General features: G+C 41.6%; 18 protein-coding genes and 1 tRNA gene. 5 read left to right on the top strand and 14 right to left on the bottom strand.

Going from position 1 to position 23,789, the window contains the following annotated elements; genetic code table 11:
* The coding region (locus AQR02_RS02380) for a tetratricopeptide repeat protein (RefSeq protein WP_167347597.1) at positions 1–2,625 on the bottom strand (2,625 nt) is incomplete at its 3' end.
* 103 nt (positions 2,626–2,728) lie between these two features.
* On the bottom strand, positions 2,729–3,187 hold the full coding sequence (locus AQR02_RS02375; RefSeq protein WP_054939226.1) for an ATP-binding protein: 459 nt from the start codon (positions 3,185–3,187) through the stop codon (positions 2,729–2,731).
* A gap of 84 nt (positions 3,188–3,271) precedes the next feature.
* Between AQR02_RS02375 and AQR02_RS02370 the strand changes: the two genes are divergently transcribed.
* Positions 3,272–3,826 (top strand): GNAT family N-acetyltransferase, encoded by a 555-nt coding sequence (locus AQR02_RS02370; protein WP_054939225.1) that lies wholly within the window; start codon positions 3,272–3,274, stop codon positions 3,824–3,826.
* A gap of 86 nt (positions 3,827–3,912) precedes the next feature.
* Here the strand turns inward: AQR02_RS02370 and AQR02_RS02365 are convergent, their stop codons facing one another.
* From AQR02_RS02365 to AQR02_RS02345, 5 genes are all read right to left on the bottom strand, one after another.
* Positions 3,913–6,375, bottom strand: coding sequence for a type I restriction endonuclease subunit R (locus AQR02_RS02365; protein ID WP_159067669.1), 2,463 nt, complete (start codon positions 6,373–6,375; stop codon positions 3,913–3,915).
* Positions 6,342–6,983, bottom strand: a complete 642-nt coding sequence (locus AQR02_RS02360) for a type I restriction endonuclease (RefSeq protein WP_054939223.1) — start codon at positions 6,981–6,983, stop codon at positions 6,342–6,344. The genes AQR02_RS02365 and AQR02_RS02360 overlap by 34 nt, the downstream gene beginning before the upstream one ends.
* 15 nt (positions 6,984–6,998) lie before the next feature.
* Positions 6,999–8,270, bottom strand: a complete 1,272-nt coding sequence (locus AQR02_RS02355; RefSeq protein WP_054939222.1) for a restriction endonuclease subunit S — start codon at positions 8,268–8,270, stop codon at positions 6,999–7,001.
* Positions 8,260–9,756 (bottom strand): class I SAM-dependent DNA methyltransferase, encoded by a 1,497-nt coding sequence (locus AQR02_RS02350; RefSeq protein WP_054939221.1) that lies wholly within the window; start codon positions 9,754–9,756, stop codon positions 8,260–8,262. The genes AQR02_RS02355 and AQR02_RS02350 overlap by 11 nt, the downstream gene beginning before the upstream one ends.
* Positions 9,757–9,883: 127 nt before the next feature.
* Positions 9,884–10,552, bottom strand: a complete 669-nt coding sequence (locus AQR02_RS02345; protein ID WP_054939220.1) for a hypothetical protein — start codon at positions 10,550–10,552, stop codon at positions 9,884–9,886.
* A gap of 136 nt (positions 10,553–10,688) precedes the next feature.
* Between AQR02_RS02345 and AQR02_RS02340 the strand changes: the two genes are divergently transcribed.
* Positions 10,689–11,591 carry a hypothetical protein gene (locus tag AQR02_RS02340; protein WP_054939219.1) on the top strand — a complete coding sequence of 301 codons (903 nt, stop codon included), beginning with the start codon at positions 10,689–10,691 and terminating at the stop codon, positions 11,589–11,591.
* Between the two features lie 1,225 nt (positions 11,592–12,816).
* On the opposite strand, the gene AQR02_RS02335 is transcribed toward AQR02_RS02340, so the two are convergent.
* From AQR02_RS02335 to AQR02_RS02320, 4 genes are all read right to left on the bottom strand, one after another.
* Positions 12,817–13,203, bottom strand: a complete 387-nt coding sequence (locus AQR02_RS02335) for a hypothetical protein (RefSeq protein ID WP_148449052.1) — start codon at positions 13,201–13,203, stop codon at positions 12,817–12,819.
* A 143-nt stretch (positions 13,204–13,346) separates the two neighbouring features.
* Positions 13,347–16,586, bottom strand: a complete 3,240-nt coding sequence (locus AQR02_RS02330; protein WP_054939217.1) for a UvrD-helicase domain-containing protein — start codon at positions 16,584–16,586, stop codon at positions 13,347–13,349.
* A complete protein-coding gene (locus AQR02_RS02325; RefSeq protein ID WP_054939216.1) occupies positions 16,579–19,485 on the bottom strand; it encodes a PD-(D/E)XK nuclease family protein in 2,907 nt (968 codons plus the stop codon). Before AQR02_RS02325 ends, AQR02_RS02330 begins: the two co-directional genes overlap by 8 nt.
* A gap of 61 nt (positions 19,486–19,546) precedes the next feature.
* A complete protein-coding gene (locus tag AQR02_RS02320) occupies positions 19,547–20,497 on the bottom strand; it encodes a helix-turn-helix transcriptional regulator (RefSeq protein ID WP_054939215.1) in 951 nt (316 codons plus the stop codon).
* 238 nt (positions 20,498–20,735) lie between these two features.
* On the opposite strand from AQR02_RS02320, the gene AQR02_RS02315 reads away from it, so the two are divergent.
* Positions 20,736–21,350 carry a hypothetical protein gene (locus AQR02_RS02315; protein ID WP_054939214.1) on the top strand — a complete coding sequence of 205 codons (615 nt, stop codon included), beginning with the start codon at positions 20,736–20,738 and terminating at the stop codon, positions 21,348–21,350.
* Positions 21,351–21,564: 214 nt separating this feature from the next.
* On the opposite strand, the gene AQR02_RS02310 is transcribed toward AQR02_RS02315, so the two are convergent.
* Both AQR02_RS02310 and AQR02_RS02305 read right to left on the bottom strand, forming a co-directional pair.
* A tRNA-Leu gene (locus AQR02_RS02310) sits at positions 21,565–21,647 on the bottom strand.
* Positions 21,648–21,729: 82 nt separating this feature from the next.
* Positions 21,730–22,095 (bottom strand): helix-turn-helix domain-containing protein, encoded by a 366-nt coding sequence (locus AQR02_RS02305; RefSeq protein WP_054939213.1) that lies wholly within the window; start codon positions 22,093–22,095, stop codon positions 21,730–21,732.
* 142 nt (positions 22,096–22,237) lie between these two features.
* Here AQR02_RS02305 and AQR02_RS02300 point away from each other — a divergent pair, with 142 nt between their 5' ends.
* Positions 22,238–22,435 carry a hypothetical protein gene (locus AQR02_RS02300; RefSeq protein WP_054939212.1) on the top strand — a complete coding sequence of 66 codons (198 nt, stop codon included), beginning with the start codon at positions 22,238–22,240 and terminating at the stop codon, positions 22,433–22,435.
* Positions 22,436–22,470: 35 nt separating this feature from the next.
* Positions 22,471–23,100, top strand: coding sequence for a nitrogen regulation protein NR(II) (locus AQR02_RS02295; RefSeq protein ID WP_148449051.1), 630 nt, complete (start codon positions 22,471–22,473; stop codon positions 23,098–23,100).
* Between the two features lie 226 nt (positions 23,101–23,326).
* Here the strand turns inward: AQR02_RS02295 and AQR02_RS02290 are convergent, their stop codons facing one another.
* Positions 23,327–23,677: a PucR family transcriptional regulator gene (locus AQR02_RS02290; RefSeq protein WP_054939210.1), complete on the bottom strand. Its 351-nt coding sequence runs from the start codon at positions 23,675–23,677 to the stop codon at positions 23,327–23,329.
* Positions 23,678–23,789: the final 112 nt, after the last annotated feature.

The following is a 23,789-nucleotide window of genomic DNA, read 5'->3' as shown; positions in this document are numbered from 1 at the left end:
GAAAAAAACACATCGAGTATGATCAAAGTGACTTGGAAAATCACGATTTGTGTATTGGTGAGACCGAGTCGCTGTTTTTCTACCCACAACTTCATTTCTCCAATTGCCATCTACGATAAATTCAGTAGGAAGATGGGAGAAGTATTGCGGATATACACTCACTGTATTCTTGAGCATCTCTTCTTCTCCTTTATTTAAATACACACCATCATAGCAGCACATCGCTTCACAGTTTAAACTACAACTTTTTATTCTAACTTGAGAATCATCATATTTTCTCTTCAGATTTTCAGCAGCACTTAATTTATACTGTCGGATAGGCTCAATATAATCCTTCACCCACTCCTGATATTTCACAGTTTGTTCAGAATCATCAATCCTGTGAAGGTTGGCATCTAACGCTTCTAAAATAATTTCTCCAAATCCTTTTATCCCTTCACACTTAAGAACGACATCAATCAATTCAGATATTAATCGTTTTTTTGTTATATCTTCCTGATTCGTTGTTTGAATGATATATGCTGCCAATCCCTGCGCATATAATCCTGGTGTCAGTTTTTTATCAAGTTTCTCGAGAAAGAACGCCGAGTGCTCCTCTTTAGAGAATAATTTACCTGTTATTAATCCGAAGCTCGATGAAAGGGCAGCCAAATAGTCATAGTTATGCTCATTAGCTCTATTAACAAGTTCATATAGGTTATCATAGGCTACAGGATCTCCAAATTTAGCAAGACATAGGTTTCTCCATATTTGAGCATAGATTAAATCCCAGTTGTGTTTAATTTCTTTAGAAATCGCTATACCCTCTTCATAAAGATCAAACGCCTCAGATACTCTCCCTTGAGTAAGTAAAATATTCCCATAACAAACAGCGGCAATATTATGTGCGTGTTTCCAACTTGATTCCCTTGCCATTTCGTAAGCTGCTTTAATTTCTGTTTCTGCCATTTCTAGTTGACCACTTCCCATATATCCGTCTGCAAGATTAACACATGAGAGTAAATAATTATACTTGTCATGTAAATTAAAATATCCTTCTTTTGCAGTAGAGGCTTTTTCAACTACCTTTATATTAGAATCAACATTATGACACAGCAGTGCAATGGTATGATCGAAAGACACTCTTATCCTCACATGCTCGTTTAAAAAATCAAAAAACTTATTTTCAATCTCATTGAGTAAGGTAAAGCCCAAGGTGTTTTCTCCAGCATAAAAATATGATTTAACAAGCTGCTCATAACATTTATAACTTAAATAATCAAGGGGAGAATCTTGGATCATTAAAACAGCTTGTTGTGAAAGTTCGATTGCTTTTTGGGAATCCAAACATCTAAGCTGGTACTTAGATTGATACAAGTAATTCTCTGGATCCAAGTTCTCACGAGATCCCACACAGAAATTTGAATATAATTCAATGTACTTTTCTTCAGCTATTATATCTCCATCTCCATATGCAGCCTCAATCAGAATACCAAGTACAAGTTTATATTGAGCCTCTGAAAAATTCACTCTATTGATAAGTAGTGCTTCTCCATATTGCTTGCATTTATTAAACATTCCCTCTTGAAGACAAAGTTCTATTAACTTAATGCCACTTTCAAAATAAATTTGCCGGTAAACATCACGATTCTCACCGAGAATCTCATATAAATGCGTGAACTCTTCCATTATAGAAATTTGCTCATAAATCTCAAATAATATAAGTTTCTGAGACTGAATAAGTTCCATATAATAATCTAGAAGAAGTATATGAATACGATCTCTTTGTGGCATTTCATCCAGTATTTCTTTAGCAACTTCATAATAAATTCTACGCCTGAATTCAGCTACTTCCAGATAAGTGGGATGTTCATTATTCATCGTAAAATTATAAGGATTATCTATTTCTACAAATGTAGAAATGTCTATATTAAAATCTTCATTTAACGCAACAAGGCACTTTTCTAAGAAACTTCTTGAAAAACGTATTCCTTGACTGCTCCCACAAGCTAACAGGCACGATACAGCAAATCCCAACTCCAGAATTCTTTCTCTGACTAGCTCTTTTTTCTTAAAGGATTTAAAGGTGAGTTTTTCAATTGAAACCTTCAAATTCCCATTAACATCTAAATAACCTGGAGTATATTTAATTCGTCTAACAAAATCCCATAAGATTTCAAGATCTCCGCTACAGTTCTGTGCAAGAATTGATTTAGCATTATTAGAGATATGAGGAAGCTCTTTACTGATGACATTAATAATTTCCCTTGTATTTAATCTCTCAAGCTTAATAAGCTTAACAAAATCCTCGGAAACATTTCTTTTTGTGGCAAGACAAAATTGACCGAAATTATCAAAATCATTACCCCCATGTTGAGTTTGGACTTTATAACTGGATTCCCAGCAAGTACAAACTATCACAAGCGGCCAATTATCCAAGCGGCCCTTTTCAATTAATCGGGCAAGAAATTTTAATGTTAGAGTATCAGCCCATTGCGCATCATCTATTACCAAAACAAGTGGTGTATTTCTAGTCTCAAATATAACTGAAAATATATCCAACGATTGATCTACTAAAGATTGGTACTCTGTCTTGCAATCAACGCTCCTCGGTCTTCTTCCTTCTCTCTTTTGACCCAACTCCATAATGATTTTATAGAATCAAAAGTTCCTATGCCTTGATCCAAGGAATTCACTATGCTGGAAATCAGGTTTACAGCGGCTCCTGAGCCGGGAAAGGCATAATTTGCTAATAAAGTGAGTGTACTCTTAAAAGCTTGAATATTTTTCGCTGTTTTTTTTGTGATTCAATTAAACCACCCAGATGCAACCGAATTTGTTTGCGAATCTGTGATAAGGCAGAATTATCCTGACTACTGTTTCGCTCATCTTGATTATGACATCTTAAGGCAAGCCAAAGCCACGGCAACTTAAATTGTTGATCATTACTCAAATTTTCAAACTCCGGTACGATTGACATGGTATGCTTCTTATCCACTAACGTATCTGGCCAGTAATGAAACTCATCCTTATTTACTGTCAAATATTGATAAAACTCCTGTATCAACCGGGTTTTGCCGACGCCTGTATCTGCTTCTATAACAACAAGATTTGTGTGTCCTTCTCCAGAGTGTTCAAACCTCTCTAATAAATATGTAAGCTCCTTCTCACGTGCAACAAAATCGTTTTGCGAAAAGTCAATTTTCATGGGGTATACCAACTTTCCTTTTGTAAATACATCCTGTATACTCTCTATACCCTAAACAATATTCTTTCTTGATCGGAGATCTCTATGTCTTTTATAACCATCAAAAAAATCAGTGTAAAAGAAGTACCTCAAATCATTACTCTGTTAAATACAACTCTATCATTTGGATTAGCTAATTATAATAATGTATCGCAATACATCCAATCTACTTATGCCTACTGTGCATTGGATAATAACAAAGTTGTTGGAATTATTACTTCTAAAGAACTAATGGATCCAGCAAGTGAATTTCTACAACACGAGAATGTATTACAGAAGTTAAACGAATGCCAAATAAATCATGCTATTATAGTTAAGCAATTAGCCGTAGCTCAATATTACAGAGGTCAGGGGATTGGAACCAATCTATTGGATCAATTATTAAAACAGCATGCAGGAAGAAACTTTGTTACGGTTGGTTGGATTACTCCCTCAGGCTGGAATGCTAAATCTATTTTTCATAAGAATAGCTTCCAGCCATTGATATATGTAAAAGAATTTTGGCTTAAAGACAGTCTCCTAAAAAAGTATGATTGCCCCTATTGCAAAAAATTCGGGCCTGGGTGCTCATGTTCTGCCGTGATTTGTATTAAAGATTAAGTGATAATCTTGGTTCGTGAAAGTTTGATTATTCAGCCCCGTAGTGCAACATGATCGTCTCCTAAAGCGAAACCCATTGCTTCCCCTTATAAATAAGTCCCTCTCGTCTCCGCAGCCATGGAGGTATTTGTCCAATGGGATCTGCTAGTGTACAAGTTGTTCTTCATTTGCAGTTCAGCTTGCTTAATCACCAATTCTGTAGCATCCTTGATTTCATCAGGCGGGTATTTATATTCCTTCAATAAACGTTTGATGAGGGATCTCATATTGGCTCTGGCATCGTTACGTTTTTCCCAATCGGGAGTTTTGTTATCATTAATCAACTGAATCAATTTCTTTGCCATTTCTCTGAGAATGTCCGACTTATAATGGGCCTTGATCAGCTCTGGTTTTGCCAGCGCATCATAGAACGCCTGCTCTTCAGGTGACAATTGCAGGTCTATACCTTCATTAGTTGCCGATTCAATCTCCTTGGCGATATCGATCATCTCGGTAATTAACACATTGATATCTTCAATATGGTTGTACCGTTCGACGATAACTTTTAGCTTGTCGGAGAAATATCCCGAACGAACAATATTCGTTTGCTCGAACCATTTGATCTTATCATCAAGTAGTTTTTTCAGGATGCTGGCCGCAACGTTCTTACGTTTCATCGCCATGATCTTTTGCAAATTCTCAACGGATAGTAGGCTCTTTTCTTGCTTTGCTGAAATGGAAACAACCTCGTCGCCATCTCTTATAATGGCTTGTTCGATCATCTCCGATATTTTTCGTTTGAACGCTTCCACATCAGGCATACCATCACGCTCAACCTTAACGATAAATGATTTAATCGCAATGAAAAAGCTGACTCGAACACGAACCTCAAAATCGAGTGCAGTGGCACAAATAGTATATGCGCTTTGCAATCTTACTACATGCTTCAGAAAAACATCCTTGGCGCGTTCCTTCAGCACATGTTCGACACCATCTTGAATAAGTTCAAACCTTTCCTTAGGCGTAGCTTCCAAATACCTGCTAAAATCAAAGCCATGAAACATCCCTTCCAGAATTTCCACTTCGGTCATTAGGATTTCCTTGGCTTTTTCGATGTCTGGCACACTGTTCTTGTCTCGATTGGTGTAAGTATTTAAGGCTTCTTTCAAATATTTACTCAAGCCAATATAATCCACGATGAGTCCGGACTCTTTCTCTTTATATACGCGGTTCACTCGTGCAATACACTGCATCAAGTTATGTTCTTTCATAATTTTATCTATGTACATCGTATCTAGGCAGGGAACATCGAAGCCGGTTAACCACATATCGACCACAATGACTATTTTAAGATCGCTGTCCTCTTTTTTGAAAAGGTTAGCGAGTGTTTGGCGGGATTGTTTGGTTCCTATAACATCGCGCATTTCTTGTTCATCTTTATTACTGTCAGTCATAACCAAACGAACGTGATCGGCTAACTCAGGTGCTTTTTGTTGAATAAGTTGATACATCCGAAAAGCAATTTTGCGTGAATAGGCAACAATCATCGCTTTGCCTTTGAGCATATCTTTACGAATTGCATAATGCTTCAAAATATCATCCACGACCAGATTCAACCGATCTTCATCACCAATGACCGCTTCCATTGTCACGAGATCTTTTTTCAATTGTTCTATCTTCTCGAGAGAAAGACCTTGTTCTTGAATCTTCGCGACTTCATGATCAATTTTGTCGAGTATCCCTTCATCAAGATGTACTTTTGCTAAACGATTCTCATAGTGTAAATCCACTGTTGCTCCGTCCAACTTGGCTTGCGTCATATCATAAACATCAATCAGATCGCCAAACACTCCAATGGTTGATTTATCATTAGAATCGATCGGTGTACCGGTAAAACCAATGAAGGTAGCATTCGGTAATGCATCTCTTAAATATTTGGCATAACCATAGACCAGCTCGGCTTCCAGCGTCTTCTTGTCAATTCTGATATCAGGGTCCACTCCGTATTGGGAGCGATGAGCTTCATCTGCTATAACAATAATATCGTGACGATTTGAGAGCATCCCTGTTTGTTCAGTGAACTTCTGAATTGTTGTAAAGATGATCCCGCCCACAGAGCGCTTATCTAACAACGTATTAAGATCCTCCCGTGATTCGGCACGAACCGGAGATTGGCGAAGATATTCCGTTGCACTGCTGAAGGTCCCGTGGATTTGCTCATCTAAATCATTACGATCTGTCACAATAACTAATGTCGGATTATTCAACTTCTGAATTAAACCCGCAGATAGAAATACCATCGAAAAAGACTTGCCTGAACCCTGCGTATGCCAAACTACACCACCGCGTTTATCTCCATCAACAGCATGAACGACACTATGAATGGCCTTCTTCATACCATAATATTGATGGTAAGCGGAAATAATCTTAGACTTTCCTCCTGCAAAAAAAGTGAAGTTCTTCACCACATCTAACAGTCGCTCTTTGTGCAATAATCCTTTGATCAGCGTACCAATTTGCGCAATGTGAGGTGCATCTACAATGGGAGAATCCATATCAACTTTTTCCACTGCATATAGTAGTCATAGTCTGAGCTAATCGACCCGAAACGGGCATTTACCCCGTCACTAATGATGCTAAAAGCATTATAGTGGAACAGTGGTTTGATCATATCTTGATACGTCTTGATCTGCAAATAACCGTCATGAATCGTCGCTTGCTCACGTACGGCTGATTTTAATTCAATGACTACGAGTGGTAGTCCATTAATGAATAGAACGATATCCGGACGTTTCTCAGCTTTATGAATGACTGTGAATTGATTGATTACTTTGAATGAATTGTTATACGGTTGTTCAAAGTCCATCACTTTGACAATTCGCGCAGGAATGTCTTCCCCATAAACCTCAATTCTGACGCCTTCAATGAGATAGCGATGGAAAAGTTGATTGGCGGCGATAAGGCTAGCATCGTCAATATAGAGAATCTGACGAAATGCTGCCTCTATGATTTCAGATGATAGAGTTGGATTGAGAGCATAGAGTGCCTCTCGTAGATCGTCCTCCAATACAACCTTTGCATAATCGCGTACAAGGTCGTAACCATTTTGTATAGTGTAGTTCAGTTCGTCCTGCAAAAGTTTAAGCACGACTTCTTCTAGGCTATCTTCTGTAAACATAGGTTCACCGCCAATTTATAGTTCGACGTTGGAGACGTCGATTTCGCCAGACATTAGTTTGGGGAGTAGGGTGTTTCTTACATTTATAAGTTTACGATTTTCTTTTTCAATTACACTCTTCTTTTTGAAAACTGAACTTAGTAAACTTTGACACCTTGCCTGAATATCACTTGAAGGATTTATAACTTTGACTTTTCTCAACTCAGATTGCCTAATCCCTGTAACAGTAGTACCTGTTGCTCGGCCTTCAATTTCTCCCATCACTTCTGAGGTCCTTAAATACATGTACAATATTTCAGGAATAATAGCGCTACTATCTGCTCTTATAGCAAATAGCCTTTGACTCAGGCAATATTTATCATCATTTGCTTTAAAATACAATTCCCCGAGTGGTGCCTCTGAAGTTAATAGAATATCTCCGTATTTTAATTCGTCTTTCATCCATAGATTATAAAGTTCTTCATCAACACGGTTCGCTTGATCTAAATTCACGAGACCTTCATTTTTAATATTTTTTGCAGAGAGGGCAATTATCCCAGTCTCACTCCAGTTCCTACCAAGCTTTTTAGGTGTCTTCCCCCTATAATCTATAATAAGTTCGGTTAATGATTCAATATCTGATACTTTCCAACCAAAGGGAATCATTCCCACTACACTTTCAATCATCTCTCCACCGCTAGACTTATAGGGTTCACCGATCTCATTTGGAAATTCAAAATCAATAAACCATTGCTTGAAAATCGCCTGAGCCATTTGCTCAAGCACTTTGTTCATGCGGTTGTTGAGTTCAATTTTGTCGTCGAGAGATGCCGCTAAACTAATAATTTTTTTCTGAATATCTAGTGTTGGTATTTGAAGTTCCGCTTCCTTTAGATCTTTCAAATTCAAAGTGGCTTGTACTGTTGTAGTAGCTAAACTAATTAAATAATTCTTATTTTCATTTACCAACAACCAGTACTTTAGGTATTCCGCATACACTAAATTAGAATTAACTTTAATAACTGCTATAGCCCTTGCAACATTCCAATCCTTAATTGATTTAGGAGCAATAGCGCATTCAGCAACAGTACCAACAAGTGTAATTAGTAATTCCCCACCAGTTAGACGTGTTCTTTTATAGTTATTTTCTATCTCTTGGTCAATTCTTAATACATTTTCAAGTATTAAACTACCATTTCTTATGTTGTTCACTCTAATTAATGGTATCCCCTCATCTGTATGTTTACCAGGTTGCACGACTCCATAGGATATGCTCTTATTATCCAATAAGATATCTTTAAATTTCAAAACCAACAGCCCCCAGACTCTTCTTAATCTTCTCATCCAGCACAGAAGATTCAGTCATCAAATCTGAAAGTTCCGAAACAAGCTTCTCCATTTTTTCCTCAAATGGCTCATCATCCACGATTTCTTTCACGCCTACGTATCTACCAGGTGTTAACACATAATCATGTTTCTGAATTTCCTCAAGACTAGCTGACTTACAGAAACCCACTTCATCCTGATAACCATCGCTCTTCAGCCATTTATGATAAGTTTCTGAGATCAAGGAGATATCTTCATCTGTTAACTCTCGTAATTTGCGACTTACCATTACGCCCATGTCACGGGCATCGATGAATAGAACTCCGCCTTTGCGCTTTTTCCCACGTCTGAGAAACCATAAGCATACTGGAATCCCTGTAGTGTAGAACAGTTTATCTGGCAGGGCTACAATACAATCGACTACGTCTTCATCAATAAATTTAGTACGAATTGTTCCTTCTCCCGCCGTTTGCGAAGACAATGAACCATTTGCCAACACAATTCCAGCAACTCCTTTGGAAGGTTTAAGTTTATTCAGCATATGTGAGAGCCAGGCATAGTTGGCATTGTTCTTAGCAGGGATTCCCCATTTCCAACGTGGATCATCTAACAGGCTGTCTTGACCCCAATCGCTAATATTAAATGGTGGATTAGCAAGTACATAGTCAAATTTCTCATCTCGAAATTGATCGGAATGGAATGTGTCTTCATGCGTTTTCCCTAAGTTGGATTCAATCCCTCTAATGGCGAGGTTCATTGTAGCTAGTCTTCTCGTCTCCGCGTTTAATTCCTGTCCATATACCGTAAGCTTTAACGTGTTGCCGCCATGTGCTTTGACGAACTTCTGAGCCTGTACGAACATTCCTCCTGAACCGCAACATGGATCATATATCGTGCCCTCGAAGGGTTCGATCATATCTACCAATAGTTTAACTACGCTACTCGGAGTATAGTACTCACCGCCACCCGCCCCCAAGATAAAAGCAAATTTACCGAGAAAGTATTCATAGACTCGACCAAGTGCGTCCTCTTCGATCAATAGTGTATTAGAGTTTTCAAAGACCATGATTACTTCGCCAATTCTGCGTTGGTCAATATCAGCACCTGAATAGATTTTAGGAAGAACGCCGGCAAGGTTTTTGTTTTCTTTTTCAATGGCGATAAAGGCCTCATCAATGATTTGACCTATGTTAGGCTTAGTTGCATGCTCAATGATGAATTTCCAACGTGCTTCTGTAGGAACATAAAATACATTAAAGCGTTCGTATTCATCCCGATCATCCTCAAAGCCATCACCTTCTGCAATCAGTTCGTTATATCTTTGCTCGAACCGATCTGATATGTATTTGAGAAATACGATACCCAGTACAATATTTTTATATTTGGAGGCATCTATACTACCTCTAAGTTTATCCGCTGCTGCCCATAGTTTGTCTTCGATACTCGTTACTAATTTTTCATTGGCCATTGTATGAAATTCTCCTATCTAGATGTTTAGTAGTTCTATAGACTTATTCCACAATCTAACTTGAAATTCCTTTTTCCGACAGTACTTCCCAACCATCATCTTATAATACTCCACCGACAACGTTCTGTCAGCGAGTATCTGTTCCCATTTGACTCCAACGAATATTTTCTCTTTTATGGTCCAACTCTTCAATTAATTCATGGACGTTAAAGAAAACCACATCTATTTTCCTAGTTACATACCCCATAATTAATGCGACCTTTATCCAATCGACATAGAATTGTTCTGTATTCCTGCTGTTTAACCATGACTTCAAATCAGTTTGATAAGTACCTAAGTGAATTCGAGATTTTAATATTTCTGTTGGAGGCAGCAAATTTTCATCAATTAACAAGCGAAACGCTATCTCCTTCCGAATATGATTTAAATCATCTTTAAAAGTGAAGCGGATATTTGGTGAAAGAACAACCTCATCGACTTGCTCTGTAGAATCTAGGCTTATTGTAGACAAAATGCAATCTGGAAAGGTTGAATGTAACTCCAACTTAGTAGAAGCTGAATTGTTAAGATCATGACAATAAATCACATCAAAAGAAATGGGCGATCCTATGAATCTTAATATCACATTTTTTTCTATTTCTTGTTTAGTTTCTCTTTCCATAAATACTATAGGATCATGGGGTATACAGCCCTCAATTTTTTCGAATTCACAATTGAAACTATTCATATTAAATTTAATGACCTTTGGTGTTTCTTTAACAAGATTATCCATAAAACTTTGGATTTTTAGATTCATAATGGCCTCCCGATTTCAAAAGATCGTATTGATATTAGGAATTCTCTCATATTACCAAATAACCTCTTAAAATAAGGCTTAGATTTCTGCCAAATGCGTGTGTATATAGAATGAACAAATAAAGGAGGGCTAAATCATGGCAATTAGTATAGGGAATCGCATTCATTTGACTACTTTTTTAAAGGATTATTTTGCAAACAACCGAACATCGTCGGCCTTTGAAATTGTTGTAACTCTCCAAGAGGAGAATACTGAACTTCTTCAAATTTTAAACGATGCTAGTGCCAAAATGGATGCCGAGAGTTACCCCACACAGTACATTCTACCTAAGCTAAAAAATGATGGATGGTTATCTTTAAATGACGGCCTCTGGAAAGTTCAACTAAGCCCTGATCGTTGCTCATGTTGTTTTAAATCTATTGGTCAAATATATATTATTAATATTGATTTAAACCGATACTGTAGTTGGAACTGCACTGAAAAATGCTACTATTACGCTAATCCTTACGAAAGTAATCTGGATCTGTACAGTGACCATTACGACCAATTTGAAACCTTATTGCCTAAGTGCATATTTTTCCAAGAGAATAGGGATTACTCACTTAAAGAAAACAGAGCCGTACTAGACACGATGATCCGAAAGCTTGATTCAATGATTCAGGATCCGGATTACAGCGAAGTACTTCGTACTAAAGGAACAGAAAGCTGTATTGACGCTGAAATATACCGCATGCTTTTATTATTATCACAGGAAAGCCAACGGTTGCAGGTTTTATTATCAGGAGGAGCTTTAAACGTCTGTGTTTATTGTTCTAGTTCGCTAGATGAAAAGTACATTGTAGATCAGGATGGTAAACTCTTTTGTAGTGACAAGTGCCTTGATAATTTCTTGGAGAAGAATCCTAGAGAATATGAGCCTCACCCTTATGAAGATCAATATTCATTGATTAGGGGCAGCTACATCGACATCTTGGAAAATTGGGAGCAACATTTGTCATCCAAGGAAAATTTTCTTGAAGCAGCAGTTGATGAATTATGAGGAAATAGATGATATCATCGATGACTATTCTGACTTTATTCGTTCTGAGGGGATGATGGTGTATATGCATGGGAAATTTACCAATACACTCAGAAGCTCAAAGATTTACAACAAACCATATTTGCTTGGCGTCCGAACCGTAAAACCTACTATTGGGTATCCACCGAGTTAGGTCTGTATGATTCAAATGATGAGAAAGAACAACAATTATTTGACAAAATCACAGCCTCACTTTATTTAGATGGTTACGGAGATGACTTGATTAAGATTATTAAAAGCCATGCCCATTCTTACCACTGGGGTTGTAATTTATTATTTAATTGTTATGAGGACGCCTTAGAGGTATAAGAAGTATTCAAACCATACTTTGATAAGTACGGAGTCGAAATAAATCTTAAAAAGCACATCGATGCGAAGCTGATTGTGGGGATATTGTTGCTAGCAATGACACTAATTTAGTGTTGAATGGCTTATTCTATTGCTATTCACATAGTGAGAGTGGCGATTATGGCATCTTTTCAAGGGAGGAATTAGAAATGAACTTACAGTATATTTCTGAGAATGAATACGAGATGATGAAAATCATAGATAGAGATTTCCACGATCCCTTCAAACAAATGATTAAACGCTCGTGCCGCACTTATCAGTTAGAAATACCAGACTGGGCTTGTTAGCTAGGAAGTTCCTTTAAGAATACGCCAAAACCAAGCGTCAAATAGCCCACACCTTGTCATTAAGATGAAGCTATTTGACGCTTACTTGCTGAAGGAGCCCGGACCTCTCTTTTCTAATTTAATTTTGTCTTATAAATCACGATCTCAAGTTCCTTGTCGACTTAGGGATAAAGAAGAATTCCAATGACAGGCTCTTTATTAGTTCAATTCATCTCGCGATAGTTAATCAGATAAGCAAATATTTGATACAAATTGCCGCTAATCAATTTCTCATACCTTTGTCATCGAAGACCCCTAGTATAAATTTCTGTGATAATTCAAATCCCCTTCATGGTCCTAAGATCTATAAACAAATCAACCATATAGGGTTGCAAGACATTCGGGTGATCGAGCCCAAGTATCATCTTAGTACGTTCAATAGCAAACTTCCATTCTGCAACCGAAGATGGTCCCTTTACACTCTGATCTCCCATAAAATATACATTAAGTAAGAAGGCATTAATCCCATTCAACTCACGAAGATAATACAAATGCGCTACTCGGTTTGCATACTAATAGTAGGTTTTCGTCCAATCAAACTTTGCATCAATCCCTAAGCCCTCTTTCACCTCGTTAAGGGTTTGCTTAATTACCACCAAAGATTGTTCTCCCGCTTTGGTCCCTGGGGATTTCAGCTCTTTCAAGTTAGCCTTTGCCTCCACGAGAATAACTTCTCCGGCTTCTGTTACACCGAGAGCATCCCACTGTGGGCCCCTAGTAGGCCAGAAGTTGTGCAGTGGAAAAGTAACTTTATCTGCAACACCAACTCTTTCAAGAAACCCAACATCTCTGTTTTCCGCCATTGAGTTACTGTGTATTGGTGATGCCCACTTTAGTTTCCCTCTTAAGGATAGCTCTGTAGTTACTAATTCAATTGATTGTGTCTCATGATCATTCACCCAGGATTGAATGGCCCTAAGACTGCCGCGACCATTTTCTGGTCGGGGTACCCTCTATGTTCATTCATATTGATGGATACCTCATCTGATTTACAGATAATCCCACATACATATTAGTTAACCAAAACGAGCTGTGGCACTATTTATAGAATCACATACTCATTCCCATTCAAAAAATAAAGCCCCGCCTCTTTCACTTTCATTCCAAACGCTCTCTCCAACTCTCCCACATAAGCCCGAACCTGCGGCTTATAAAATCCCACAAACGCAGCCTGCTGCCCCTCTTCATACACATCCGTCTTAAAATCAACAACCACCCAGCCATCTTCCTCTTCAAAGAGGAAGTCAATAATGCCTTTTAAATACAAAGTCTTTGCTGTTGAATCTACTATGGAATCTTCTCCAAACAGCTCCATATTCGCCCTCACCGTACGTAGCGGCAACTCATGAATCCGCCGCTTCGCCGCTTTCGCACGTCGCCACAGCGGATGATTCACCACATCATCTAGCATCTTTAACACATCTGGAATCAGCGTTTCATCCACACCCTCTTCTTCAGCGATCATCCTGAGTGTGAGCTCCATCTGTCCGGATTCCGCGCCAGTCCCAAGTAGTTCAATACAGCGGTGAACCACGCTGCCGAACGCCATGCCTCTGCCCGCAAGCGGTCGAGGTGGCTGAACGGATCCGGACTTTGCCAGTTTCGTTACCGAAGTCGTCTCATACGTCGGCTGTGCCAGCCGGCTTCGCCATTGACGGCCTTTATCTTCATCAGCCATTTCATCATGTACCCCTTCGTAACGTGAAGGCACCTCTGGCATAACTTCAGGATCATCCAGCTCTCTATCTTCCTGAATCCCGTTATCAAAGCTGCTCCATGGATCGATCGCCGGTTTGTCCGGATATCGGCTAATTATCATGAGCTGTTTGGCGCGGGTAGCGGCGACATACAACAGCCTTTCCTTCTCCGCATTCATGTACAATCGTTCCCGCTCAGCGAGTTCTTGCCAGCCTGGTGGATGAGCAATCACATCCTCTTGATATCCTCTTCGCCGCGTGATGCTGAAATATCCGCGTGCGAAATCCCCCATCCGGTCTACATGCTCTGCGGCGTCATGGTCAGACTCTCCGCAAGGACAAGCCAGCAGTACAACTGGCGCTTCAAGCCCCTTGGCCTTATGCAGGTTCATGATGCGAACGGCATCCTGCTCACCTGCGAACAGATCTCCACACTCCAGCTTCGCATCTTTTACGACCCGCGTCAGATACGAGTTCAGTTCCGGCCAGCTGGCCACGACCAGACTATCCTTATGCAGTAGATGCAGGAGTTTGATCAATGTGCCGGCACGAGCCCGGCCAGTCCGGCGAATGGCTGCGAGTGGAACCAACCCCAGATCCTCAATGATATGTAACAGTGCGGGTAATGCCGGCATTTTCCGGATCAGATTCGCGTATTCAGCGAGTCGTACCAAAGCCTCATATACCGGCATTGCTATCATCCCGACCTCTGCCTGATTCGGTAAAGTAGTATAGGTTATCGGGAATCCTTGCATTTTATAATGGAAGAGTGCATTATCACTGCAACTAAATAACATCCCCTTCAGCACAGCTAGCAGGGATACTGGATCTCCAGTGTCATTAAGACAACTTGTCAGCACAGCAAGTGCATCGATCTCTTCGTAATTTGCCGAACTTCCAGCCGTAACAGAGGGAACTCCATACTTCTCCAGCTTTGCAGCGTAGTGGTGTAAGAAATCTTTTCGTTTCAGTAGTACTAGGAAATCACTCGGGGTTGCGTCTCTTAAAATAAAACTACCGTCACTTCCCGGCTGCTTCTCCTGAATCTTCAAGTGGCCGCTGCACGCCCAGGCAATATAACGAGCGGCCCGGTCTGCATCTGCTTCGGCAATCGCCGCCTGGCCTCCGGCCATTTTCCCATAAGTCATTGTGTAGATTCCATGCTGTACACCATTCTCCGGATTAGCCGTTCGTGTATCCATATGTACAAAAGCCGCCTGATGTTCAGATTCAGCCTGTGGAAACCGGGCATTAAATTCATCATTCGTGAATTGCCCGAGAGGGTGAATTGAGCGAAAGTTCGCACTTAGCTGCAAGACCTCACCACAGGAACTGATCTTGTTTTTGACCCAATTATAGGTTGAAATATCCGCACGCCGGAACCGGTAAATCGATTGTTTCGGATCTCCAACAATAAATAAAGAACCTGGTTTGGGAGTAATCCTTCTCCAATCCGCTTCCCTTGGATCATCACCTGTTAGAAGAAACATAAGCTCGGCCTGAATGGGATCGGTATCCTGAAATTCATCTACGAATAATCGCGTATAACGGTCAGCAAAAAACCGCCGTACATGCTCATGCTCACGGAGTAACGCAGTTGCACGCATCAGCAGATCCTGAAAATCCAGAACGCCTAGTTCGTTTCGCTTGTGTGCGCCATAAGCAACAGCTGGTCTCACAAAATCAATCAACTGCGGATATAGATACTCCCGCCAAGCACCAAGGAAGGGAAACAAGACGCGGCTTTGCCACTCCTGGAACAACCCTTTGAATTCTTTGGCTTTGGCAGGATCTGTCCACCTCTTCAAGGTAGCATCGATTTTTCGATTGAACATCAGCGCGAGCTGTAAGACGCGCATATCATCATCCAGCCCATGCAGCATAAGCATTCTTTTGCCATCACGAAGCATTGTCTGCAGCGCATCCCAACCTTGTGCTGGTTTCTGTGTTGGAATGTAACGCCCAGCTTCGGCTATCATCTGCGGCAGAGATAAGCGAATAAGGTCAAAGTCAGGTCTAGGAGAGGCAACCGTCTCAATGTGTACATCGGTATAGCCGCATACCCGTTTATATACCTGGCGCAGATCCTCCACGTTTACTTGCAAGGACGTAAGGTCCGCCATCCCATCTTCCTTACCGTCCTCGATCAAGCTCACCAGGTACTCATCCCAGCATTGGTCTTGCAACAAGCTAGCTTCATCTTCTTCAATCTCACGGAACATGGGATCCAGTCTCGCCTCAATCGGTCTCTCCCTAAGCAGTCTGCCGCAAAAAGAATGAATCGTGCCAATATAGCACCGATCAATCTCCTGTAAAGCCCGCTGCAACAGAGCCTTCTGCGGCTCATTCGCCTTAAGGATTCGCCGCTCCAGCTCCAGTCTGAACCTGCTTTTCAGCTCATCTGCTGCTTTCCGCGTGAAGGTAATGGCTGCAATCTGCTCGGCCACGGCGCTCCCTGACTCAATCAGAGCAATCATTCGGCCAACGAGTGATGTCGTCTTCCCCGATCCTGCCCCTGCTTCCACCATCAATGTCCGGTCTAGTATCTCTGCAATTCGCTCTCTGGCCGCCCTATCATCAACCAAAACGCTCTACCTCCTTGATATGGTGAAGCAATGGAGTATTGGGTTCTAAATTCCATTTTGCCTTCGTACGTTCTGATTCATCCTTGCACACCACTCCATAATCGCAATAGGAGCATCGTTTCAACTCTGTTGTTGCGGTAAATGTTCCTGACTCCATCGAAGCTAATAAATGTCCCACCAACTCCGAAAGCTCAACCGTCTTATTTTGAACCCGGGATACCTCATCGCCTTTGCCTCGTTCCGTTGGGAAGTAATAGGCTGACTCTACAACACGTGCCTCCGTATCCATACCGGTATGCTTAAGCCACTGTTCGACTGCAACAGCATACAACGCATGCTGCAGTTGCGTCCCCTGTGAGAAATACTCATTCTCGTCATACTTCGCCGGACTGCCTGTTTTGTAATCATAGATCTTGTACTTGTGCGGCCCGATCTCATCAACCCTGTCCACAAATCCCTTCATTCTTATGACAAGACCATTATCCAGCATAACACTCATAGGTTGGCCATCTATTGTCAATTCGAGTTCAAAAAACCGCGGCCGTCCCTCGGCTTTCTGCTCCATCTGATAAAAAATGGCGACATCACGTCGCAGCGAATCGCATTCTTTATGAAAGATATGGGGAGTTGGCGGCGGCACCTTCGTTTCATACTCACGGATGACCTGCTCTGTGATTTCCTGAAGCCTATGTTCATCATGCTTAAGCCTACCCTCATTGGTAGGACCTGCAGACATCTCCTTCAGATAGTGGTAAAAGATACTGTGAAGCAAGCTGCCTCTGCTAGCTGCATCCAGCCATTTGGAACGATCGAATTCAGCAGTCTCCTTTGCCCTGAGCTTCAAGACTTGGGAAAAGAAGAACCTCTTTGGGCATTCCGCATATCTTTCGAGTTGCGTCACACTCAGGTACGCCTCAGGATTGTTTAGATAACTAACCGTAAAGGTATCCGTAGAGAGCACTCCCTCATATTCTGACAGGGTTCCTTCATTAATACGCTTCTCTGCCTGTTCCAACTTAGCGGCGAATGGAAAGGATTGACGTAGTGATGAAAAGCCATCTTTCAGTTCCCCCTCAGTGTGGAACCGTCCAAGCCAGCGATCCGTCCCATCCAACAAATGCTCTCTATTCGGATCAATCGACATATATCCAACCGGTCTACCCAGTACCTGCCCTAGTCCAGTCAGATCCATCTGAGAATCGCCCGTTACGATTCTAGCAGCCTGTAATAACGCAAAAGCCGGAATGATTTCCTTCTGCTCTGCCGGATCATAGCTGGAATAGCTCAGCGTAACTTGTCCTGACAGCAATCCTAATCGGGTCTCACGTTCACGAATAATATTCTCCGTCCGCTCAGTAGATAGGAGTAACCCATCCAGACTCTTGCGTTCCATATCCAGCAATACAGGATCCTGCCGGAGCTGTAAGGACCAAGCCTCATTACTCATGCCCAGGATGTACGTATGAGTTCTTCCCGATATGCCACCATCTTGAAGCGAAGAGATATGCAGCTTTCCGCAAGATGGTCCGCTTCCAAAGATACGAATACCCTCTACCATGTCTTTTACATAACGCAACGCGGTCTCGCTGGACAACGTACGAGGAGAGACAACTTCCAGCAGCTTCATTTGATCAATCAGTTCAGTGATAACGAGTGAGTCAGCCTCACTGGACGAAACAGTGTGCTTTTCAAGAAGATTGATTAATGAATGCAGAATCATCATAGGAGTCCACGTCACTTGATGCGCATCAGGCAGATTTTGAAACAATCCTTTAAACGCCCGGTTTAACAACCCGATCGCTTCAGCGTGTCGTCCCTTTAACTCAGCATTATCTGCGGCCTCTAACATGGAATACCGTTGTCTTCCCCAGCCGATTCCGCTTTGCTCCAAAGCAAGGATGAGATCAGCCTTATCCACGGCTCCAAAATGATGAAATGATATGTAATCGTGCCTTAGAGCCTTAAGTAAGCACTCTACATCGTAGTTGCATTCCAGCCATTCGAGATAAACCAGCGCAGCCTTTCCGACCTTTGTATAAGTGACGGGTAGACCTTGGGAAAAGGTACACGGAATATCGAGAGCTTGGCTGAGCGTATATATCGCTTCACTATAAGCCTCATAATTAGAAACAACGATCTCTGCTTGATCGAAGGAAGAATTCGTACTGCAGATACGTCGGAATGCTTCACGAACCTCAGCTAAGGTTCCTGTGGCATGGTACAACTGAACAGCAACATGATCCACATTCTGCAGGGATGACGGGAAAGCTCCAGTTTGCGGAAGAATGAGCACTCTATCTCCAGCAATGCGTCTCAACATTTCTTTCTCCACAGCAGAGAACCGCTCCATATCTCTATGGATGAAGAGATGGTTATCCACTGATCTATCAACTTCTGGTATGTAATTAAGCAGACCTGCAAAATCTGTAAAGTGATTGTGCTCGAGCCACTGTTCATATAAAGCGAGCAGTTCAGTGATATAGAGACCTTTTTGCTCATGTTCAAAAAAAGTAATAGAAAGTTCTGAAGCGCAAAACCCCGCCCCTCGGAGTTCCTCAATCGCGTGGTGAAAGCTTTGAACGATACCTGGGGTAATCATCTCGGCTGGTATATATTTATCTTGACGCTCTGCCATATCAACCATAAGATTCTGGACAACCCAGAATGTCTGTTTTCGATTTAAAAGATGAAGCCCTCGTTTCACCAGTTCCAGTTTTGTCCGCTTCATAACGAGTGACCTTAACGTTTCTGTTTCCACACCTAAAAGAGGGCCGTGTTCCTTTGTTATCCGATTCAGCCACTGCTCACCCTGATCATAATGATCCACAAGGAGGATCTTTCTACGAAAGGGATCGTTATTGCATATTTCATACAAATCCGCAAACCAATTATGGTTCAATAGACCCACATCCTTCCTACCTTGTATATTTCGAGTAATGTTTAGCAGTTCCTGCTTAGTCTTATTTATACATTTCGGTCCACTCAGCTAATTGACTCTTAATTGTTTCACGCACAGAAGCTGGCTCTAATATTTCAGCGGCTGGCCCGTACTGCAGAATCCAGCGGATAAACTCTTTTTCGTTATTTACAGTCACCTCAAAAATCATACTGCCGTCCTTGTTGTCTGTCATACGCGGATGAACGAACAATTCTTCCTCCCTAATGTACCTGGCAACCTCAGCATTAAACCGTACTTTAAAGGTGATATTTTTCTCACCTTGTTCAATTGACCATGTGTTCTTGAGATACTTTTTGATATTAAAGTCACTCTTGTCGAACGTTTCAGCCGTAGAATCCACTTTGAGGAAACGACTGATTCGAAACGTCCGAATGTCCTGCTTGGTATGGCAGAAACCGATTAAATAGAAGCGTTGATCACGAGGCACGAGGTAGTACGGATCAATCTTGCGCTCGGTAGTCTCATTCCGATACTGGGTATGATAAGTGGTTTGTATTGTCTTCTGCTCTAAAATCGCCTGAATAATCGGTTGCAGATAATTGGGGCTTTCTTTACGGTAAGCTGGTGTACCCATCTGAATAATATTGGTGATGTCCTCGATGATACTGTTTTGCTTGGATTTTTCCTTGTGATGTGTGGACATGACTTTATCGTACGCCGTATGGAATCCGGGAGGCAGTTTGTCCTCGTCCACCATTGAGGGCAACAGGGAGAATACTAGCGCTTCTTGTTCTGAAAAATTAAGAGGATACATAAAGAAATTGCCCATAAATCGGTAGCCAGTTCCTTTGCCTGTATTCGTTATAGGAGTGATGGCATCTAATAAGCGCAGATCCCGATAAATCGTCCGTATGTCTACATCGCATTTAAAAGCTAAATCGGCTGCGGAGATACCAGGGTTTGATTGGATCGCATTAATGATATTGAATAAACGTATAAATTTCTCGACCATGATTAGTCTCCTTACAATAAGAATTCGAATTCCTATGATGTCTAAGTCTACTGAAAGGCTCTTTTAATACATTATACCTAATCATTAACGCCATAACTTGTCAGGGAACGTATGTTTGTTAATATATTCCTTTAATGTGGCTGTCCAAAAAAACACTTCATCAATTCGCATCCAATAAATAGAAACGTTTTTACAAGCATTGCGTCTAATTACCATCAAGCTTAAAGGAGCGGAGAATATGAGAATTACTTGCTTCCACGGGGACTACTCTAATATGGGATATATTTATCTTACACCACCAAAAACTGAGTACAATGACGCATATTGGAGTAGAAACGAAATAAGCCAATATGTCAGTAAGGAAAAACTATCTATTCCTTACGTAACCGACTTAGATATAACCCTAACGCTCATTCAAATGCCTGTTAGCGAAAATACCTTCAAAGCGGATCATGGTAAATCTTATGATACAGAGTATGGTAACGATATGAATAAACTAGGCTATATTATGGGTATTGAATTAACCTTGGCCAAAAATACCTTTGTTGATCTTGTAATCACCCAGGCTATTAAAGTAATTCGAACCGAATGGAGAGGCCATGAGTTCCATTTGATTACTTTTGATCATTTAGAGAATGTGCTTCATCCTGAGAATGTCCTTTATAAATTGACCGATGCAAAAGATGCATTTGTAATTGTGCAGCTCAAACAAGCTGAAGATCTCGGGTTCGACTATTCAAATGACTCGGAGATGCAGCCCATCGCCTTATTCAAAGGATTACTATCAGCCCGCAAAGACATGTATCCTTTGGAATACTTGATTAAGCCGGATTTTTTCTTGTGTCAAGATTAAAAAAAACCTGAATCCTCCGCGTTATGTACGCTGAATGGAATCAGGTTATGTAAGGTTTAGTTGATTATGCATTGTTATGACCTATCTATTCGGTATTATCCGTCAACAATTCGTCAACAAAGGTAAACCAGAATGCAGATGTCGATTCATTGGCGTAAATAATAAAAGCAAAAAACCTTGAAACCTCAAGGTTTTTTTTGCTCATTAAAAGTTATGCGGTAGAGAGGACTCGAACCTCCACGGGTATACACCCACTACCCCCTCAAGATAGCGTGTCTGCCATTCCACCACTACCGCGCGGTGTGTACAATGATAAAGCTTTGTTTGAGGCCAACATTCAATATTATAAAACGGATTTCACAAAATGTAAAGATACCCTTCAAGAATTCCCCTCGGCCTGCTTCTGCCTGCGGTACTGGGTAAATTCAATATATTCCTTGATGAACTCCTGCTCCTTGAGCAGCAGCCCTTCAGTTTGGCAACTGTGTTGCCGCATTTGGGCAGACGAATACTCCCCGCCGCCTTCGCGGACCGTTTCAGCTGCAGTTTTGCCCAGAATCAGCCAATCCAGACTCACATGAAAAAAAGCGCCGATCTCAATCAGCTTATGGGTTCCCGGTGTCGACTTCCCCCGTTTCCAGTCCCCCATATTGCCTGTGCTGATATTCAATTGCTCACAGAAGGACTTCTTCGTAAGCCCCTTTTGCTTAATTAGGACTTCTATCCGCTCGTATATAGATGACATCGGCCAACCGCCTTCCACTACATCGAATTCACGTAATAACGTAATTTTTATTGTAAAATGACGCAAAAAAGTATATAATTAGTTAATATTATTGTAAGCTATTATACCATAATGCTGGATGGTCGATAAGAGGTGAAGCCTGTTGAACAGCAAACGTCCCGTGACCCCCTATGGCTGGGCTATTAAGCAGCGTCTGACAGAAATGCAGCTGGATCAGAAGAAATTCTGTGAGTTGTACGGAATTCCGCCTTATCGCTTGTCCAATCTAATCCATGGCACACGGAAGGCTGAGCGCTACCGCCGTCAGGTTTCGCAGCTTCTGAACCTGCCTCCATCATAACTTCCCATCCTGCAAGAATTCAAGGAGCGATAACCTTGCCATTGAGCTTACCTTCTTCCCTTACCTCTTCACTTAACACTCTCCCACATAACCTCCTTGTTATCGACAGCTATGGATTCATCTTATTTATCAATGATCGCTGGAAGGAATTCCGCCATTCCTATGGATTCTCTCCAGCAAATGAACGGATTGGAACTCATTACCTGGAGCTTTTTGAAGAGTGGATCGCTATCCCTGTCCAGCTCACAGCTCTGAACGAATCCATTCAGCATATCCTTCAGGGCGGACGCCTGGTCGCAAGCTTAGAATTCATCCTCCACACCCCTGATAAGGTGAGCAGAGTATTCCGCCTGGACGCCTTTCCTCTTCTGACCGGGCAGTCTGCCGGGTTGCAGACACTCGCACTTTCCATGCATGACAGCGGCCCTAGCGAGAACCGCCAGCCTGATCCTATCCGCGTATGTCATCCCTTGCGTTCCCGGCATATCCCCAGCAGCCTTGTTCCGATCTGCGCTTCCTGCAAATCCGTCCGGGGCAGCAATGAGGAATGGGTATCGGTCGAGCGTTATCTTCAGCACCAGCTATCCCTGCAATTCACCCATGACATCTGCCCGGAATGTATCCGTCAGCTGTATCCCAAATACGCGGGAGCCCTAAAAAGGTAACTATAATATTTCTGCCATACAGCAAAAGGAACGAAAGCCTTGATGATCAAGGGTTTCGTTCCTTTAATTATTCGGTAGAGAAGACTCGAACCTCCACAGGTAATTTGACGCATTCCAATCAAGTATGATAAAGCCTGTTACAGCGGGCATTTTTATTTGATTGTCTGATCTATTACGCTAGATTATAACCATGTTTGTTGGATTAGGTCAACGATTCGATATTCATTCAATAAGGCTGATTTGCGTCAAGCAGGCGACGGAACAGAAATACCATATTCAGCAGCAGCAGGTTTTCGGATTCTCTAAGCGGAATGCCCAGATGCCGTTCCAGCTTCTCAAGTCGGTACGCTGCCGTGTTGCGGTGGATGTACAGTCGGGAGGACATTTCATTCATGTGACCATTGCAGGACACATACGTTTCCAGCGTCAGCAACAGTTCAGGATCGTACCCGTCTCCTGCCAGCAGGCAGCCGAGATAGCGGTCGACGTATAGCCGCATCTGCTCTCTGGGAATCCCTTGGACAAGCAGCAGGAGATCTTCTTGAACGGCGGACAATCCGCCGGCTGTTGTCATCATTGCTTTCCCTCCTTCGAATGGATCCGTGCCGTTTACCTTCAGCCTAATTACAGGCTTATATTCATAGCTCCGAATATATTGCCCCTAGTTCCCTTCCGTTCCCTGGATATAG

Origin of the sequence: Paenibacillus ihuae (genome assembly GCF_001368795.1) — a bacterium.
In the GTDB taxonomy this organism is placed as follows: domain Bacteria; phylum Bacillota; class Bacilli; order Paenibacillales; family Paenibacillaceae; genus Paenibacillus_AQ; species Paenibacillus_AQ ihuae.
The sequence above is the reverse complement of the archived record's forward strand: the minus strand, read 5'-3'. Positions and strand labels throughout refer to the sequence as shown.